The sequence below is a fragment of the Sphaerisporangium sp. NPDC005288 genome (genome assembly GCF_040607475.1).
GTDB lineage: Bacteria > Actinomycetota > Actinomycetes > Streptosporangiales > Streptosporangiaceae > Sphaerisporangium > Sphaerisporangium rhizosphaerae.
The window spans coordinates 1-15,801 of record NZ_JBEXGT010000021.1 but is presented as its reverse complement, the minus strand read 5'-3'; the positions used below and the strand labels follow the sequence as shown (position 1 = coordinate 15,801).

17 protein-coding genes, 2 tRNA genes and 2 pseudogenes are annotated in these 15,801 nt (G+C 66.7%); 7 read left to right on the top strand and 14 right to left on the bottom strand.

The window, feature by feature from the left end; translation table 11 throughout:
* Nucleotides 1–6 precede the first annotated feature (6 nt).
* Both ABZU32_RS20685 and ABZU32_RS20680 read left to right on the top strand, forming a co-directional pair.
* Nucleotides 7–1,422 carry a hypothetical protein gene (locus tag ABZU32_RS20685; RefSeq protein WP_354836564.1) on the top strand — a complete coding sequence of 472 codons (1,416 nt, stop codon included), beginning with the start codon at nucleotides 7–9 and terminating at the stop codon, nucleotides 1,420–1,422.
* A 331-nt stretch (nucleotides 1,423–1,753) separates the two neighbouring features.
* Complete coding sequence (locus ABZU32_RS20680; protein WP_354924301.1) at nucleotides 1,754–2,980, top strand: acyl-CoA dehydrogenase family protein; 1,227 nt, start codon at nucleotides 1,754–1,756, stop codon at nucleotides 2,978–2,980.
* On the opposite strand, the gene ABZU32_RS20675 is transcribed toward ABZU32_RS20680, so the two are convergent.
* From ABZU32_RS20675 to ABZU32_RS20640, 8 genes are all read right to left on the bottom strand, one after another.
* Nucleotides 2,958–4,283: a site-specific integrase gene (locus tag ABZU32_RS20675; RefSeq protein WP_354924299.1), complete on the bottom strand. Its 1,326-nt coding sequence runs from the start codon at nucleotides 4,281–4,283 to the stop codon at nucleotides 2,958–2,960. The two genes, ABZU32_RS20680 and ABZU32_RS20675, sit on opposite strands and share 23 nt — an antisense overlap.
* Nucleotides 4,284–4,287: 4 nt before the next feature.
* Nucleotides 4,288–4,470 carry a helix-turn-helix domain-containing protein gene (locus ABZU32_RS20670; protein ID WP_354924298.1) on the bottom strand — a complete coding sequence of 61 codons (183 nt, stop codon included), beginning with the start codon at nucleotides 4,468–4,470 and terminating at the stop codon, nucleotides 4,288–4,290.
* 163 nt (nucleotides 4,471–4,633) lie between these two features.
* Nucleotides 4,634–5,401 (bottom strand): DUF2637 domain-containing protein, encoded by a 768-nt coding sequence (locus ABZU32_RS20665; RefSeq protein WP_354924296.1) that lies wholly within the window; start codon nucleotides 5,399–5,401, stop codon nucleotides 4,634–4,636.
* 202 nt (nucleotides 5,402–5,603) lie between these two features.
* Nucleotides 5,604–6,104 (bottom strand): hypothetical protein, encoded by a 501-nt coding sequence (locus ABZU32_RS20660; RefSeq protein ID WP_354924295.1) that lies wholly within the window; start codon nucleotides 6,102–6,104, stop codon nucleotides 5,604–5,606.
* Nucleotides 6,101–7,378 (bottom strand): ParB N-terminal domain-containing protein, encoded by a 1,278-nt coding sequence (locus tag ABZU32_RS20655; protein WP_354924293.1) that lies wholly within the window; start codon nucleotides 7,376–7,378, stop codon nucleotides 6,101–6,103. Before ABZU32_RS20655 ends, ABZU32_RS20660 begins: the two co-directional genes overlap by 4 nt.
* A 219-nt stretch (nucleotides 7,379–7,597) precedes the next feature.
* Nucleotides 7,598–7,810 (bottom strand): hypothetical protein, encoded by a 213-nt coding sequence (locus ABZU32_RS20650; RefSeq protein ID WP_354924291.1) that lies wholly within the window; start codon nucleotides 7,808–7,810, stop codon nucleotides 7,598–7,600.
* A gap of 998 nt (nucleotides 7,811–8,808) precedes the next feature.
* Nucleotides 8,809–9,081: a hypothetical protein gene (locus ABZU32_RS20645; RefSeq protein ID WP_354924289.1), complete on the bottom strand. Its 273-nt coding sequence runs from the start codon at nucleotides 9,079–9,081 to the stop codon at nucleotides 8,809–8,811.
* 293 nt (nucleotides 9,082–9,374) lie between these two features.
* Nucleotides 9,375–9,746 carry a hypothetical protein gene (locus tag ABZU32_RS20640; RefSeq protein WP_354924287.1) on the bottom strand — a complete coding sequence of 124 codons (372 nt, stop codon included), beginning with the start codon at nucleotides 9,744–9,746 and terminating at the stop codon, nucleotides 9,375–9,377.
* Here ABZU32_RS20640 and ABZU32_RS20635 point away from each other — a divergent pair.
* On the top strand, nucleotides 9,704–10,183 hold the full coding sequence (locus ABZU32_RS20635; protein WP_354924285.1) for a zinc ribbon domain-containing protein: 480 nt from the start codon (nucleotides 9,704–9,706) through the stop codon (nucleotides 10,181–10,183). The genes ABZU32_RS20640 and ABZU32_RS20635 overlap by 43 nt on opposite strands.
* Nucleotides 10,176–10,376 carry a hypothetical protein gene (locus ABZU32_RS20630; protein ID WP_354924283.1) on the top strand — a complete coding sequence of 67 codons (201 nt, stop codon included), beginning with the start codon at nucleotides 10,176–10,178 and terminating at the stop codon, nucleotides 10,374–10,376. Before ABZU32_RS20635 ends, ABZU32_RS20630 begins: the two co-directional genes overlap by 8 nt.
* 603 nt (nucleotides 10,377–10,979) lie before the next feature.
* On the opposite strand, the gene ABZU32_RS20625 is transcribed toward ABZU32_RS20630, so the two are convergent.
* Nucleotides 10,980–11,052, bottom strand: a tRNA-Leu gene (locus tag ABZU32_RS20625).
* A 90-nt stretch (nucleotides 11,053–11,142) separates the two neighbouring features.
* Between ABZU32_RS20625 and ABZU32_RS20620 the strand changes: the two genes are divergently transcribed.
* The gene (locus tag ABZU32_RS20620; RefSeq protein ID WP_354924281.1) at nucleotides 11,143–11,637 is read left to right on the top strand and encodes a hypothetical protein; all 495 of its coding nucleotides are present in this window, start codon (nucleotides 11,143–11,145) and stop codon (nucleotides 11,635–11,637) included.
* A 1-nt stretch (nucleotide 11,638) separates the two neighbouring features.
* Here ABZU32_RS20620 and ABZU32_RS20615 read toward each other — a convergent pair.
* A tRNA-OTHER gene (locus ABZU32_RS20615) sits at nucleotides 11,639–11,711 on the bottom strand.
* Nucleotides 11,712–12,259: 548 nt separating this feature from the next.
* Here ABZU32_RS20615 and ABZU32_RS20610 point away from each other — a divergent pair.
* Together ABZU32_RS20610 and ABZU32_RS20605 are read left to right on the top strand one after the other, a co-directional pair.
* Nucleotides 12,260–12,634, top strand: coding sequence for a hypothetical protein (locus ABZU32_RS20610; RefSeq protein WP_354924279.1), 375 nt, complete (start codon nucleotides 12,260–12,262; stop codon nucleotides 12,632–12,634).
* Nucleotides 12,606–13,526, top strand: coding sequence for a hypothetical protein (locus ABZU32_RS20605; RefSeq protein WP_354924277.1), 921 nt, complete (start codon nucleotides 12,606–12,608; stop codon nucleotides 13,524–13,526). The genes ABZU32_RS20610 and ABZU32_RS20605 overlap by 29 nt, the downstream gene beginning before the upstream one ends.
* A gap of 111 nt (nucleotides 13,527–13,637) precedes the next feature.
* Here the strand turns inward: ABZU32_RS20605 and ABZU32_RS20600 are convergent, their stop codons facing one another.
* From ABZU32_RS20600 to ABZU32_RS20585, 4 genes and pseudogenes are all read right to left on the bottom strand, one after another.
* Nucleotides 13,638–13,997 (bottom strand): hypothetical protein, encoded by a 360-nt coding sequence (locus ABZU32_RS20600; protein WP_354924276.1) that lies wholly within the window; start codon nucleotides 13,995–13,997, stop codon nucleotides 13,638–13,640.
* 779 nt (nucleotides 13,998–14,776) lie between these two features.
* Nucleotides 14,777–15,037: a helix-turn-helix transcriptional regulator gene (locus tag ABZU32_RS20595; RefSeq protein ID WP_354924274.1), complete on the bottom strand. Its 261-nt coding sequence runs from the start codon at nucleotides 15,035–15,037 to the stop codon at nucleotides 14,777–14,779.
* A gap of 51 nt (nucleotides 15,038–15,088) precedes the next feature.
* Nucleotides 15,089–15,457: pseudogene (locus tag ABZU32_RS20590) on the bottom strand (hypothetical protein); the annotation flags it as partial.
* A 12-nt stretch (nucleotides 15,458–15,469) separates the two neighbouring features.
* Nucleotides 15,470–15,801: pseudogene (locus ABZU32_RS20585) on the bottom strand (hypothetical protein); the annotation flags it as partial.

Genomic DNA, 15,801 nt, shown 5'->3' with positions numbered 1-15,801 from the left:
GAGGTGTTGTCCACCCCCCGCAGAGGCGGCCTGACCGGCCGGTTCCTCGTCCTGGCGGGCTCGGTCGCGGCGATGCTGCTGGCGACGGTCCCGGCCCAGGCAGCGGACATCCCGGGCACCGACCAGATCGTCATGAGCCCGAACGTCCAGCATGTGGCGAACGTCCCGAAACCCGCGGCCATCGCCGCCACCATCAACACCGACATCGCCTTCCAGGGCGACTACGCCTTCGTCGGCAACTACGGTGGCTTCTCCATCTACGACATCAAGAACCCCAAGAAGGCCTCCGTGGTCAGCTCGGTGGTGTGCCCGGGATCCCAGATGGACCTGTCGGTCTACGGGAACCTGCTGTTCGCCTCGGTCGACTCCTCCCGCTCGGACGACTCCTGCAACAGCGCGGCGCAGCCGGCGTCGGTGAAGGAGTCCTGGGAAGGCATCCGCATCTTCGACGTGAGCGACAAGGCCAACCCCAGGTACATCAAGTCGGTCGAGACCAACTGCGGGTCGCACACCCACACGCTGGTGCCCGACAAGCGGCGCGGCAACGTCTACCTGTACATCTCCTCCTACAGCCCGTCGGCGACCTACCCCGACTGCCAGCCGCCGCACGACAAGATCTCGATCGTCAAGGTCCCGCTGCGTGACCCGGTGTCCGCCTCGGTGGTGGCCACGCCCGTCGTGTTCCCCGACGGCGGCAACGAGACCCAGCCGGGCCTGCTGGTCCCCACCAGCGGCTGCCACGACATCACCGTCTACGCCGAGAAGGGCATCGCGGCCGGCGCGTGCATGGGCGACGGCGTGCTGTTCGACATCAGGGACCCGGAGAACCCCAAGGTGACCGCGCGGGTGACCGACCCGAACTTCGCCTTCTGGCACTCGGCCACCTTCAACAACGCCGGCACGAAGGTCGTGTTCACCGACGAGCTCGGCGGCGGCGGCGCGGCCACCTGCAACGCGGTCGTCGGCCCGAACCGCGGCGCGGACGCGATCTACGACATCGTCGGGGGCCGGCTGGTCTTCAAGAACTACTACAAGATCCCGCGCTACCAGGCCGACACCGAGAACTGCGTCGCGCACAACGGCTCGCTGATCCCGGTCAAGGGCCGCGACATCATGGTGCAGGCGTGGTACCAGGGCGGCGCCTCGATCTGGGACTTCACCGACTCGGCCCACCCCGCTGAGATCGGCTACTTCGAGCGCGGGCCCGCCGCCGAGGGCTCGGGCGGCTTCTGGTCGGCCTACTACTACAACGGCTACATCTACGCCAGCGACTTCAACAGGGGCTTCGACGTCATCAAGATCGACGACCCGCGGACCAACCCCGCCAAGGGCGTCCACGTCGACCGCCTCAACGTGCAGACCCAGGGTTCGTACCGCGACCGCGGCCACGGCAACTGGATCTGGAGCGCCGACGAGGACTGACCGGCCGGCATGACGCGCGGGACGCCTCCGGGCGTCCCGCGCCCTGCGCGGGCGTCGCGCCGTGCGCGCGGGCCCGCCCGCCGGCGTCCCGGCGCACGGGGGTCGCCCCGCGCGCCGCGGCGCGAAGACGCATCCACCGAAGGACGGCCCGGGCGGACCAGCCCTGGCCGTCCTTCGGCATGCCCGAGCCGGCCGCCGTTCGCACCGGCCGGGCGGCGGGATGCGGGTAGGGTGACAGCGCTCGGATGTTACCGTTGGTAACGCCCGCTGTCGTGGGAATATACGTCCGCGACACCGATCGTCTGGTCCGTTGCCCTGAGGAGTTGTCACGATGGCTGAGAGCGCGAGCGATTTCTGCCCGGAACCGAGCGCGGACCTCCGCGAGGTACGCGACTGGGTCCACGACTTCGCCGCCACCGTGATCCGTCCCGCCGGTGCCGAATGGGACGAGCGCGAGGAGACCCCCTGGCCGATCATCCAGGAGGCCGCGAAGATCGGGCTGTACTCGCTCGACTTCTTCGCCCAGCAGTGGTTCGAGCCGAGCGGTCTCGGCATCCCGGTCGCCTTTGAGGAGATCTTCTGGGGTGACGCCGGCATCGGGCTGTCCATCGTCGGCACCGGCCTGGCCGCCGCGGCGCTCGCCTCCAACGGCACCTCCGAGCAGATGGGGGAGTGGCTGCCCCAGATGTTCGGCACCGCCGACGAGGTCAAGCTCGGCGCCTTCTGCGCCTCAGAGCCCGACGCCGGCTCCGACATCGGCGCCATCCGCACCCGCGCCGTGTACGACCAGGCCAAGGACGGGTGGGTGCTCAACGGCGTCAAGACCTGGGCCACCAACGGCGGCATCGCCGACGTCCACGTCATCGTGGCCTCCGTCGACCCTGACCTGCGCACCCGCGGCCAGGCGTCCTTCGTCGTCCCGCCCGGCACCCCGGGGCTGTCGCAGGGGCAGAAGTTCAGGAAGCACGGCATCCGCGCCTCCCACACCGCCGAGGTCGTCCTTTCCGACGTGCGCGTGCCCGGCCGCTGCCTGCTGGGCGGCAAGGAGAAGCTCGACGCCCGCCTGGCCCGCGTCCGCGAGGGCGGCCGCAGCGGCGAGCAGGCCGCCATGCGCACCTTCGAGACCACCAGGCCCACCGTCGCCGCCATGGCCGTCGGCATCGCGCGCGCCGCCTACGAATACGCCCGCGACTACGCCCGCGAGCGCGAGCAGTTCGGCCGCAAGATCGGCCAGAACCAGGCCGTCGCCTTCCTGCTCGCCGAGATGGCGACGCGCGTGGACATCGCCCGCCTGATGACCTGGCGCGCCGCCTGGATGGCCCGCAACGGCCGCCCCTTCGACCAGGCGGAGGGCTCGATGTCCAAACTGGTCGCCGGGGAGAGCGCGGTGTGGGTCACCGAACAGGCCATCCAGATCCTCGGCGGCGCCGGCTACACCCGCGACCACCCCGTCGAACGCTTCCACCGCGACGCCAAGATCTACACCATCTTCGAGGGCACGTCCGAAATCCAGCGCCTTTTGATAGGCCGCGCCGTCACTGGCCTGCAGGTTCAGTGACTCCGGCCTGCCGGCGAGCATCCCGCGTCGACCCCCTGTTCCGTCGCTGTTCCGTCGCTGTTCCGTCAGACACGGTGCGGGGGCGGAACAGCCGGTCGTCGACGGCTCGCCGGGCGCGGTCGTGTGAGCCGGGCATCAGGTGCGCGTAGGTCCGCAGAGTGAAGCCCGGATCGGCATGCCCGAGGTACTCGGCGAGTTCCTTGATGGAGACACCGCCGACGAGGGCGATGCTGGCGTAGTAGTGCCGAAGCTGGTGCAGCCCTTCCTTTCGCGTGGTCTCGAACCGCCGCCGTGACCTGGGGTCCTTGTCGGGGACAGGAATGACGCCGGCGGCGACCAGGGCAGGCTTCCAGACGGTTTCGCTGTAGCTCCGCGCCTTGATGAACTGGTCATCCGTCCAGCGGAACAGCAGGTTATGTGTGCGCAGCCTGCCGTTCAGCTGTTCCCACGGCAGGGAGCACACCAACGCCTTGTACTTGTGGATGTGCACGCGAAGCGCCTCCGCTACCCAATCCGGCAGCGGCACCACTCGCTCGCGATCGTTCTTCGGCAGCGCGTAGACGTACTGCGTACCGAGCTTCTTGATCTGCCGCCGCACCCGGACGAGTTTCTCCCCGAAATCCAGATCTTCTAGCGCGAGGCCGAACAGCTCGCCCTGCCGTAGGCCGCAGCCGGCCGCGACGATCGGCAGGGCGCGCAGCAGATCAGGATGGGCGTCGATGATCGCGCGCACCCGCTGATCACTCCATGCGTGGATCTCCTCGGTCGCGCGCTTGGGCACCTGGACGATCGGCGACTTCGCCGGGCTCCTCTTCAGCGCCTCGTCGGCCACGGCCAGATCCAAGATGCCTTGCAGGACCAGGAAGGAGGTTTGGATGGTGGAGGTGCCGACGCGCTGGCTCAGGTCACTGATCCAGGCTTGGATCTCGGACGGCTTGATGCTTCTGATCTGGCGCCGGGCGAACACCGGCTCAACGTGAAGACGGTAGATGTACTCGTACCGGATGGCGGTGGAGGGATCGACCATCCGCGAGCTGAGCCATCGGCCCCCGAAGTCGCCGAGGAGCTGCTTTCCGGCGTTGGGGTCGATGTAGTCCCCTCGAGCGATGTCGGCCTGCATGACCGACACCTTCTTCTCGGCATCGGCTTTGCGGTCGAAGGCTTCGGACTGCTCGCGACCGTCCGGGGTTTCCCATACCGCCAACCAGCGCTTGCCCTTGCCGTGACGGGCGGATCTGACTTTCGTGCTGCGCCCGTCAGGCAGGCGAACGGTCTTCATCCAGAGGTCTTTGACGAAGGCCAAGCGGCTACTCCTGCTCCAGGAACCAGGCGCGAACGTCCTCAGGCGCGTAGCGCAGGAAACGCCCGACTCGCCGGCCCTTCGGCCCCTGACGCCGATGACGCCACACATAGAGCGTGGCGACGGGCACACCGAGGAAGTTGGACACCTCCTCGACACCCCACAGCCGCTCGGAGAAGGTCGTGATCACGGGTACCCCGCCGCCGGCGATTGATCTGTCGGGTTGAGCGTGAAGGTGGCGACGATGGGTGCGAGGCGGCGATGGAAGGGGTGTCGGGGTGGGGTCGGTGCGGTGGTCGGTCAAGCTGACAGCCTCCGGTGTGCTGGCGTGTATGGATGGCCGTTGGAAATACTCATATGTATGTGGCATGTGTATGTCCGTTCTGGGAGGTGGTGTTGGTGGGCTGGGCCAGGGCCGTGTAGATGCGTGTCGCCTTGGGATGGCCGACTCGCAGGTCGCGTTTGATCCGGCGGATGGAAGGGATCTCGCCGTTGCTGAGCTCGTCGGTGTAGAGCGCGATCGCCGCGCGGACATCCGGGTCGTGGATCGGCGGCGGCGCGGCTGCCGTACCGCCGTCCGATGAGTGCGTCGGAGCATGGTCTTCCGCGGTTTTGGTGACCGGCGTGTGGTCGGTTGGCCGCTGTATGGAGGTTGGGCGGCCGTCGCGCAGAAGGCGGATCAGCAGCTCGAAGGAGCCGACCGCTACCAGGGCTGGCCAGCCGGCGACGATGGCTCCGACGATGCCGTGCCCGAGACCGTTGGCGACGTTGGCGCCGACGGTGGCGCACACGCCGATGATCAGCAGGCCCCAGGCGTGCCAGGGTGCCCGGCGTCTCTTTCGGGTGTAGTGCAGGATCACTAGGGAGCAGGTGGCCACCAGGCCGTCGACGGTGAGCGGCAGGGCTTGGGCGGTGGTGCCGATCTCCCCGTAGTGGGTGACGAGCCGGTAGGCGTGTCCGTAGCTGATGACAGCTGCGATTCCGGTCACTACGAGTACCGAGAACGCCGCTCCCCAGCGGATCAGGCGGTCTCCGGCGGTCTCAGTGGCGGTGTCGCGGCGCGGGAGCACCGGTTCTGCGGTTGGGACGGCTTGGGCGGGCTGTGCGGGGTCGTTGGTCAAGCAGGCGCTCCAGGTGTTCGGGACAGGGGGGAAGCTCCTGGCGAGCCGGGAGCGGTTGACGGCGTGTTCGGGATCGGGGCGGGGAACGCGTCGCGACGAGCTCTGCGCCGGAGGACGGCTCGGAATCGGACGACGGGGAGAGCCCGGCGGCAGAGGACGGCCCTTGGGGCGGTACCGCTCTCTGCCGGCGAGGCATGTGGAGTTATGCGACTTTCGCCCGCAGGTCAGCGGTGCCGGCTCCGTCGGACCGGACCTCGGCTGTCGCGACGTCGGGATCCGTGGCGGCGTCCGGTTCAGCAGCGGTGCCCGGTGCTGAGAATCGGTCTAGATCCGAGGAGCGGTCGGACACATCGGTTGCGCCTGGGGCCGGTTCGGAGATGCCTGAGGTCGGGTCGTCGGGCTCGTTATATGACTCCGGTGCGGCGGGTGCCGCCGCAGAGCCGATCTCCTCGGTGTCGGCTTCGCTGGAGGGGGCATCGGCGGGGTTGTCACCGCGGTAGGGGACGCCGTCGGCGACGGCCTTCTCGATCGGGCTGGGTTCGTAGCCGTGTGAGGCGCCGATCTCGGTGATGAACCGCAGCCAGACCCCGGCGTCGGTTCGGGTGCAGGGGGAGTACTTGTCCTCGCGCCAGGTGTTACGCCGTTCACCGTCTCCGGTGATCTCACGCTCGTAGGCGGTCGCGATCGGTACCAGCGAGATCATCCACAGGCCCTGCTGGCTGCTTTTGCGACGGTCTGAGCGGCAGGGTCGCCGAAGGTCTGGAACAACTCCGAGTGGCGCGCTCCGGCCAGTGCGCGGCACAACGGCTCGGGCATGGTGACGAGCTGCTCGGTCACGAAACGGGCGATGGTGGCGGCGACGTTCTTGGGTGGAGTCTTGTGCGACAAGAACTCGCGCAACCACTGCTGGCGTACCGTGCCGGCGGCAGCCCACGCCTTGTTCCCCTCGATCACGATCTTGCGATCGGCCGGCTCCGCCGCCTGCGCGGCGGGCGAGGGTTCAGCCGGGGGCGGCGGGGTGATGGTGCCGGTCTCGGCGAACACATGACCGTACGCGACCGGGTCGAGGCAGTAGTGATTGGGGGAGGCGCCGGTCCATGGGGCAATCCAGGCGCCCCGGCCCGGACAGCTCGCGTGCGCGTCGAGGTCCATCTCCTGGTCACCGTTCATCAGCCGGCGCAGCGGCATGGCGCCGTCGGGCAGGTCGGCGGTTATCGTGATCCCGGACTGCTCCAGATCGTCGATCATCTTGGCGCGGCAGGACTTGGCCTCTCGCTCGTCCAGCAGACGTTGCACGGTGTACTTGAGCGGCCCGTACCACCTGCGGTGGATGGCTTCCAGCGCTTCGGGGTCGTCCTCGAACGGCTTGAGCAGCGCCAGCTCCTCCAGTGTCCACTCGTAGTCCATCCTCGCGGCCAAGTGTTTGGCCGCGCCGTTGAGACCGCCGGCGCGTACCCCGGCTTTGACCTCGCGGGAGGATAGGCCGGTCATTCTGCGGATCTGGGTCCGTGTCATCCCGGCCTGCGAGGCCGAGAACAGGGCATGGGCCTCCTCGTGCACCGACAGGCTGGTGCGGAACCTGCTGGTGATGAGCATGTGCAGGTACTGCAGGCCCTCGTCGTTGGCGGTGTCTGTGGAGAAGAAGTACGGCACGGCCAGCAGGCCGATCTTCAGCGCGGCGTCCAGACGGACGTTGCCGTCCACCACCCGGTACCCACCGTCCGGCTCGACGGTGATCTCCAGCGGGGTGATGATCCCCGCCGCGGCCACCGACCGGCAGAACTCCTCACTGGCCTGCCGGTCCTGGCGGACATTGCCCGGATGAGCCACCAGCAGGTCGACCGGGATCATCGGCCGCTCGGTATAGACGGTTTCCCCGCCCTGCAGGCCCTCGGCATCAGCGATAGGCGCGGCCGGGATGTCGACATCGGTGACCGGGGCATCCGCTGTGTTGAGATTGACGGCCACTTCGTTCATGCGCCCTCCACAGGCTCTTGGAGCCGGGCCGAACGGCCGCCACTGTTTCTCGCGGCGGCCGGGGGACATGAGATCCGGCCCCTGCCCGGCTCGAGACCTCCGCGACGCGCGCGGCCGGGAACGCAACCCGGCGGGCCGTGCCGGGGCGAGCGCAGCGAGAGTCGGTTGCGGGCGCGGCAAGAGCGTCGCAGCCTCACAAGCCGGGCAGGGGACCCGGGCTCACCGGCGCATGCTCTGGCTGGCGGGATGGGAAGGGACATCGCCTGGGAAGCCCGATGACGGCGGGTTCCCCTGCTCCGCGCTAAGGTCCCGGTCATCGCACGAGACGATCAGCGGCTGCCGGTGAATCACGGCGAAGACGGGAGTGGAGGGACCGACGTAGGCGCCGGTGACGTTGTAACCGATGTACTCGTCGGCTTCCTCCTCGTCCATGCCCCAGCCCATGAGGACCCGGACACAGAGCGACAGGTCATACAGGGCGACGACCCGCCGGGAGTTGCCGACCAGCCCTCGACCGTGCCGATCAGCGCGTCCTCCAGGCCGTCGGCCAGCAGCGCCTCGCCGTCGCTGCACTCGGCCAGTTGCTTTCGGATGTGGTCGAAGGAGAGGTCAATCATGCGCTCCTCCACCTCCGCGTCGGCGGGATCGATGCACCTGCACACCGGTACAAGTCTGAGGAGCGAGGGCCAGAGGCAACCCACTCCTCAGGTCGAAGGGCTGGCCCGTCATCACCGCCGCCCGGAGCTGTTCCCGGAAGTCCCTGGCCAGTGCGAGGGAGTGAAACAGCCGGACTCTCCGGTGGCCTGCCACGGTCCAGCACACCCGGTGTACTGGTCCGCGCCGACCCTCATGACGGCTGATCCAGCCGCAGATCCAGATCTTGTACGTGACCCCCTGCTGGCGGCCACGAGAGTGAAACGTCGAACAGTCGATGGGGGATGCGCTCATGCTGACAGAAGCTCTTTTCTTCGATGGGGACCCTGCCCCACAGCGAAGCCGCACGCCGACTGCCTACTAGACATCCTCGACAGCAGGTAGACGGGCTCACCGCCCGTCTTCGCCACGACTCCACACGTATACCAGAATTCCTGACTTGCGATAATTTATACTCATGTATATGGCATGGTCAATGAGACCGTCCTGACAAGACGCACGAACCTCACTCCCATGTGCATGACGATCGGCTCAATGCAGGATGTGGACCCCTGGCACAAGGTTCGGGCCTGGCTACGTCACTTGACGTCGTCGATGGGCAGATGGGTACAGCCGAAGCCGACCAGCGGCTGCAGGACCCCTCGGCCAGGCGGGCCGTCCCCCCGTCCTGCTCACCTGTCATCGCCATGGTGGCGGCCGGCGGCTTGAGTTCCATTACTTCCTGGTGGAGCGGCCAGGACCGGCCGCCAGGGGCGCGCCCTATAAGCACTCAGCAATCAGCGCCTATGCGGAGACTGCAGGGGTAGGACAACCGTATTCCCGAGCACAACAAAGAGCCGGGCCGGCGGGTGGATCAAGCTCATCGGCGGGGCGTGCGTGCTGGCGAACGTGCCCGCCAGGCCGTTCAGCGCGCCGAAGAACTCGCCGAGCAAGGCGGCGGCTCCACGGCGCAGGACGCGCACCAAGCCATCGCCCGCGTCGAGCAGGCACGCCAGGCGGCGGCGGAGGCGGAGTCCGATGCCCGCACCGGACGGCTGCATGCCGCCCATGCGCGCCGCCGCCCTGCATCAACAGATGGCCGACGCCGGTGTCGGCGACGTCGAACTCCACCGTGACCGCGCGGCCCAACACCAGCGCCAGGCGGAAGCCGACGAACAAGGAGCTCAAGAGTAGGGGAGTCCTGAGGCCGGCCGGAGTTTCTGGCAATGAGGCGCCGATCTGACCACGGCGCCCGCGCGGGCGCCTTTAGTGACTTCCTGCCGTCTCCTGGACAGCCGATGCGCTCGGTGCCGTAGCGGGAGCGATGCTCGATCCTTGCCATGCCGGTCACCTCTGCGTGAAGTCACCGAGGGTGGGCGGCTTCCGGCTCGTCCGACGGTTTGGGCAGCAGGCGTTGCGTCGCGAGGGTCAACAGGTCCTGGGTCTGAGTGACACGGGTGCTGTGTCGGCCGTGCTCGTCCATGGCGGCGCGAAGCTCGGCCAGCGCGGCACGCAGGGTCGGCAGCTCGGCATGCTGGATGACCGCCGGCAGGACGGTGTCCAGGGCCTCGTCGAAGCAGGCCCTGTCCTGGCTGGTGCGAAGGCGTGCCACGATCGTGGTGAACGCGCGCACGGCCTCGGCACAGGTTTGCGCCTGGCGAGATTCCGCCGTGCTGACGACCACCCGCGAGAGTGACTCCAGCACCCGCGGCACGGCGCCGTCGATGTACACCACGGGCAGCTCCGTCGGCAAGGACGGCGCTAAGAAGGTGGTACGGCGCGCTGACGGGCTGCCGTTGCAGCGGGCCCGAACCCCTGGTGTCTTTGACTGACTGGGAGCGGCTACAGGCGGCCCTAGAGGGCAACTCGAACAAGCGGGCCGGGAACCGTAGGTGCGGTTCCCCGCTACTGCGGATCGTCTTCTGTGCCGTCTGCGACCGGGCCATGTACCGCAACCCTGGCCGGAACGGCGCTTTCTCCTACCGGTGTGCTTCCCGCGCCGAGACGAGCGTCTCGTGTGGGAACGGCAGCATCAAAGCTGCCGACCTCGAAGCCCACGTAGAGGACGCGCTCCTCGGCGAGATCGGTCACCTGGAACGTGTTGTGAAGGTCCACGTGCCGGGGGAGGACCCACTCCGCCGAGTTGACGCAAGTCGCAAAGGCTATGGCTGACATGCGAGACGAGCGCGAGCAAGGGCTGTACGACTACCCCAGAGGCGAAGACGAGTACAAGGCCCGCGTGAGCAGCCTCGTGGAGCGGCGGAAGCATCTCGCATCGCTCCCCATGCGCCCGGCGGGCATCGAGTGGCAGGGGACCGGGGAAACCCTCGCCACTTCTGCCGTGAGCTGTTCGCCGCGCCTGTAGCCTGGCCCCATGCACCTCCGGAGGGTTTTCTTTGCAGGGGCCCTACGCCGGAGAGGCGGTGGGGGAGCGATCCCCAGCGCCGCATCCCGGGGCTGTGAACTCGATTCCGGGCGCTCCCTAGGCCGCTAACGGAAACCTCCAGCTCTGTAAGAGGTCGGAACGAGAAGAAAGGGCAGAGATGATCAGATCTCTGAACCTCGGCCGGGCCTAGCGCACCATGGGGGCCGCGATCGCAGAAGCGGTCAGCGCCCCCGCGAAGTGGCTTCTCCCAGTAGTCGTAGTCATCGCGGTGACATTTCTAGGGGTCCTTCTAGTTATACAGATGGGCAACGCTCACGGCGTGGCGAAGATGAGCTGGAAGAACCGATTTCTTGGTGAGCTAGCGCTGACCTACCGCACCGACGACAGTGCGGAAAAATCGGAGAACGAGCCAGGCGGGGAGGTGAATGAACCTCCAGAGTTACCCGCATGGCGAAGATGGTTGCGAGAGCTAAGGAAGCGTGAATAGGCCGAATCCTTAGAACGCTAGGCGATACGGCCCCTCTCCGATGCGGGAGAGGGGCAGGGGCCTTTTGATACATACGAGATGCTCGCAGCCGCCAGTACCGCCCCAGGGATCCGAACCCTGACCGAACGCGTTCTAAGCGCGTTGCCTCTGCCATTGGGCTAGAGCGGCTTGTAACAATCGATGCTCCACTCTGCCGCTGTTTGGTAACAAGCGGTGAAGGATGTGTGCGAGCGGCATACGTGAGGCAGACTTGAGAGCATGAGCGAGCGGCGCCGGAGGAGGCAAGAGCGTAAAGGCTGGAAACGGACCCAGGCTTTCATGGCAGTCACGGCATTCATGATCTCCCTGTGGCAATTTGTGATCTCAGACCCAGTGTCAGGCCCATGGTTCGCTTCACTGTGGAAGCTGATCAGCGGAAATGCCTCGGCCGTGCCGGAATTCGCCATGAATGGCGCAGCTATTTTATGCGGGATCGGCCCCGTACTAGCCGTGCCCTATTTCATCTTCTTTAGCTTTAGTGACAATACATATCGTGAGACGAGATTGAGGCTCTACCTCCCCGGGCAGATCATCGAGCCCTCCTTTTTCTGGCTAATCGTCACGGCTAGAGATTGGCTTGATCTCGTCCTCATGCTGTTTGTCGTTCTACTTGGCCTACTCGCACTTATATCCCTCATGTCGTTGTTCGCTGCACGCGTCGATTCAAGTGCTGACGTCAGCGCCTTGGCTGTTCCAGGTATCGAAGAACATTAGGTACGCCTCCCAGGTCTCGAACCTGGCACCTCCCGTTTTAAGACGGGCGCTCTCCCGACATGAGCTAGAAGCGTGTGGTTGCCACTGGCGACGCTCCTCGTGCCTCGTGCGCCGCTTACGCGTATGGTGCCTACTCCAGGGCGAACGCAAAAGTATGTAAGTAATTACACGGCAATCGGGACGATCTACGCATAACGGATGAGTCTCCCAAACGTGATCTATCTGTATTTAAGGCCCCGCACTACCTCCCCTATCGTCGACAAAAATCCTCCGACCTGAGGGTGACCAAAAACCGACGCCGCGCCGCAGGTTCACGGCATACGTACTCAATGTCGGTTCCTGGTGACGGAGGAGATTGTGCTGTTTGTTCTTTGAACGGTAGAGCGGCGCCGCGCACCGGTCCAGCGGCGTTACGCGGTAGTTCCGCCTGGCCAATGGGCCGACATCGCTCTGGTATGCGAGGTACGGGCGGTTGAGGCGCGGGCCGCTGTGGATCAGCCATCGCGCTGAACGTGACGTTCCCGGCTCATAGCCATTGAAGGTGGCCGGCTTTCGACGCGTGGCCGTCACGAGTTGCGCGCTGTGTCCTGACAGCCAGCTTTGGGGGCGTTACGGTCTGCGCATGGGGCTGATGGAGGCGGGTGCCTGGGGTGTGGCCGGCGGGCTGGCCGCTGGGCTGCTGACGTTGATGGTCGCGGTGAGCGAGGCCAGCTTCCGCTGGCCCTGGGAACGCGAACAGGTGTGGGGGCAGTTCTTCGTTATCGGATGCGGCCTGCTCCTCGGTGCGCTCGTTGCCGGCGCTAATCACGGGGCGATGACCGGGGCTTGGCCAGCGTTCATCATGGGGCTCGGCGCGCCATCGATCGTGCGGGGATTGCTTTCCCGCGTCGAAGTGGTTGAACGAAAGGACGACAAGCTAGCCGAGGTAAAGGTTTCGGAAGAGAAGCCGACCGAGGTTGCCCCTGGGGGTGGTGACAGTGGTGAAGGCGCGAGCTGACAGCCTGCTCGGAAAGCTCGCCCGTGCTGCTGCACCTGGCCAGCCGTGGCTGCGGGTGACGGTCTCCCCCTGGTTGGCGCGCTTGCTGGTGGCAGCCGGAGCGCGACGCACTGCCGACAGCATGACGGTCAACTTCATCGCCGACCGAGCCACGCCCGCCGCACCTAGATGGGAAAGCGCCGGGGTGCTCGCGGTGGATGCGGCAACGACGGGCAGCCTTGTGCTGGAGCCTCCGATCAGGAGAACTGGTGACTTTCACTCGGAGGGGGCTTCGCTCGTTGCTGCAATAATCACTTCCCGGGCCTACACCCGCGGCCTCCTTCACGCCCTCGCCCGCGTCCGCGTTCCCACCAGCCACTTCGTCAACGCCGTCGTACACGACCTCGATTTCGACCTTGAACTCGTCAGCTTCCATGACAGCGTTATCGTCTTCACCCACGACCTTGATCGTGTCCGCGGCCTCGCTCCCAGCCTCGACCGTATGCTCTTCCCTAACCTCGACCTCATCCGCCGCCTCGTTCGTGAGCTCGACCGCATCGGCTTCCGCTCCCGCGACCGCCTCCTCGGCGGCGCCCACGCCAACGCGAGCGATTTCAGCGGTGCCCGCGCCGCCGCCAGGGAGTTCGATCACGCCATCGCCCGCGCCGTGGCCCATGCCAGAGCCCTCACCCGAGTTCTCGACGAAGCTGCCGTCGATGCGTCCGGCATGGACCTGTCAGACCTACAAGTGCCCTATCTGGACCTACTTGTTGGCGTCATATGGACGCAAGAAACGATCTGGCCAGTCGAGATCACTGCGGAGATACGGGCGCGTTCTCACGAGATTCGCCCGGGCGTGTATCAGGTGGTCGGCGGCAACGAGCGGGAAGATGCCGGACTGGTCCACACGTGACCGGTCTGTGCCAGGAGGCTGCCCAGTCGGGCCACCACGGTTTATCTCGTAAGGTTACTGACTGGTACGGGTGCGACCTGCGGTTTCCCGGCGCCCCGATGCTCAGGCGGATCAAGGTGCCAGGTACTTCTCGTACTTGCGCAAGCTGTCGGGGTCCGCTGGGCGGAGCATCCACCAGCGGACGGGCGGGACCTGGAACAACAGCATGCCCATCAGGTCGGGCAGGGTGAACCGGCCGGCGAGGTCGACGTGGTAGGCGCGCATCTCGTTCCGGATCGTGGCGTGGCGTTGCTGGCGCCATCCGTCGAGGTAGGGCCGTGTCTGCGGCGGGGCGACGTACCGGGCGTGCAGGATGGCGATCTGCCAGTGGTCGAGCTTCTCGCCACGCGGCACGACCCACCCGCCGACCGTCGAGCCGTCACGCGGCAGCGCAGCGGTCAGGGTGGTGGCGCCGTCGAAGGTGGAGTACATCAGGACCGCGTGCCCGCCCGCGCCGCCGTTGTGGGTGACGTGCGGGGCCGCTGGACGAACACGCCAGCGGCCTGCACGATCTTCGAGGCCCAAGCCTATGTCGGCCAGCAGCCTCAGTTGGCGCCCGTGCGATGGTCAGCTCACGGTCTTGCAGGGGAGGCCCTTCGACGTGTAGCGGCCCCCACCCAGGGCCATCCATCCTTGAGCACACACTTGGCCGGCTCCACGGCCACTTCTGCCTGTGTGGGGCATGTAAGCATCTCCGCTGCTGCCAATGGGGATGCCCGGACCCCACACGTCCATGTGGCCGTACCACGCGTCGTCGGCGTAGCCGGTTACGGAGTAGCTTGAGGCGCCGCCGAACACGTCGATGCAGGTATCGACGCTGCACCCATGGGCGTCCAGCGGAGCTGCGACGCCCTCGGGGGTGTACCTCAAGCAGACATCGCCGTCGCAGGTCCACCCGTTCGCCTCGGGCGACCGGTCCGCAGACGCGGCGGACGCACTGCCGAGGAGGAGCAGGGGCGCGGCGACAAGAGCGGCTGCTAGCCGAAATCGGAACATTGTTGATCCTTTCGACGAGGGGACTCAGCCCCGGTCAATCGCTCGCCCAAGGGTCGGCCACTGGCTGGACAGTAGCCAGGTCAGCGGCAGGGCACTACGCGGACATTTCGCCTGAATAGCGCACGCTCGCCTTGTCGAGCTTCCATTGCCAAGAATGCAAGCAATGGCCGGACTTGTCCTTACAGCTGAACGCACACCCGTTTAGTCTGCGGGCACTATCTCGTGGACCGCCAGCGGAAATCGCGCGGCGACAGCCCGTAGGCGCTGCGGAACGCCTGGCTGAAATGCGCCGGGCTGGTGAACCCCCACCGAGCCGCGATCGCGTTGATCGGGTAGCCGGCCAGAAGCGGCTCGGCGAGGTCACGCCGGCACTGCTCCAGACGGCGCTCGCGGATCCAGCCGGCCACGGTGCGCCCTTCGGCGTGGAACAGCTTGTTCAGATACCGCAGGGAGATATGGTGCGCCGCGGCGATCACGGCCGGAGTCAGGTCCGCCTCGCCCAGGTTCGCCTGGACGAAGGCGTAAATTTAGGCGAGCAACGCCCGTTGTCGACTGCTCGGCGGTGCCGCGCTGTGGGCGTCCAGCGCGCCGGCCAGCGCGGCGGTCAGAACGTCGAGGGTCAGGCTTGAGACCCGCGCCGCCTCGGCCGGGCTGAACTCCTCCAGATGCCGGGCCAACTGGAGCAGGAACTGCGAGGCCAGCGCACCCATGCCCCGCTCACCCCGGATCGGCACCGAGTTGAGCTCCCGCAGGCCCCGCTCGGGCAGGGGCAGCAAGGAGCGCGGGAACTGCAGCGACAGCACCTGGCCGCCCCTGGGGTCCCTCGACTCGAACATGGTCCGATAGGGATGCGAACTGTCGCGGAGCATCAGATCTCCGACGCGCAGTTCCGCCCGCCGGCCGGCTTGTTATCCAATGGCGTGACCCCGGACGGTGCAGGTCACGAAGAAGGTTTCGGGGTCAGAGCGGCGGATCAGCTGGGGCGTACGCTGGATCGTCAGCGACGGCGCGGTCAGCAAGGTCGCCTGCACGAGACCGAGCCCGCTGAGAGCGACGTGAGCTTGAAACGTGCCTTCCAGACCTGGTTCGCAGTGCGCATCCAGCGGCATCCACATCTTCGAGCTCATCTCGCGCCAGAAGGCGAATGGGCTTGATCCGGTTTGACGGACATCTGAGATCAGGGGTTCGTCCCCGGAAGGATGTCCATGATGGAGAGCATGGGGAAGAAGAAGCGTCCTCG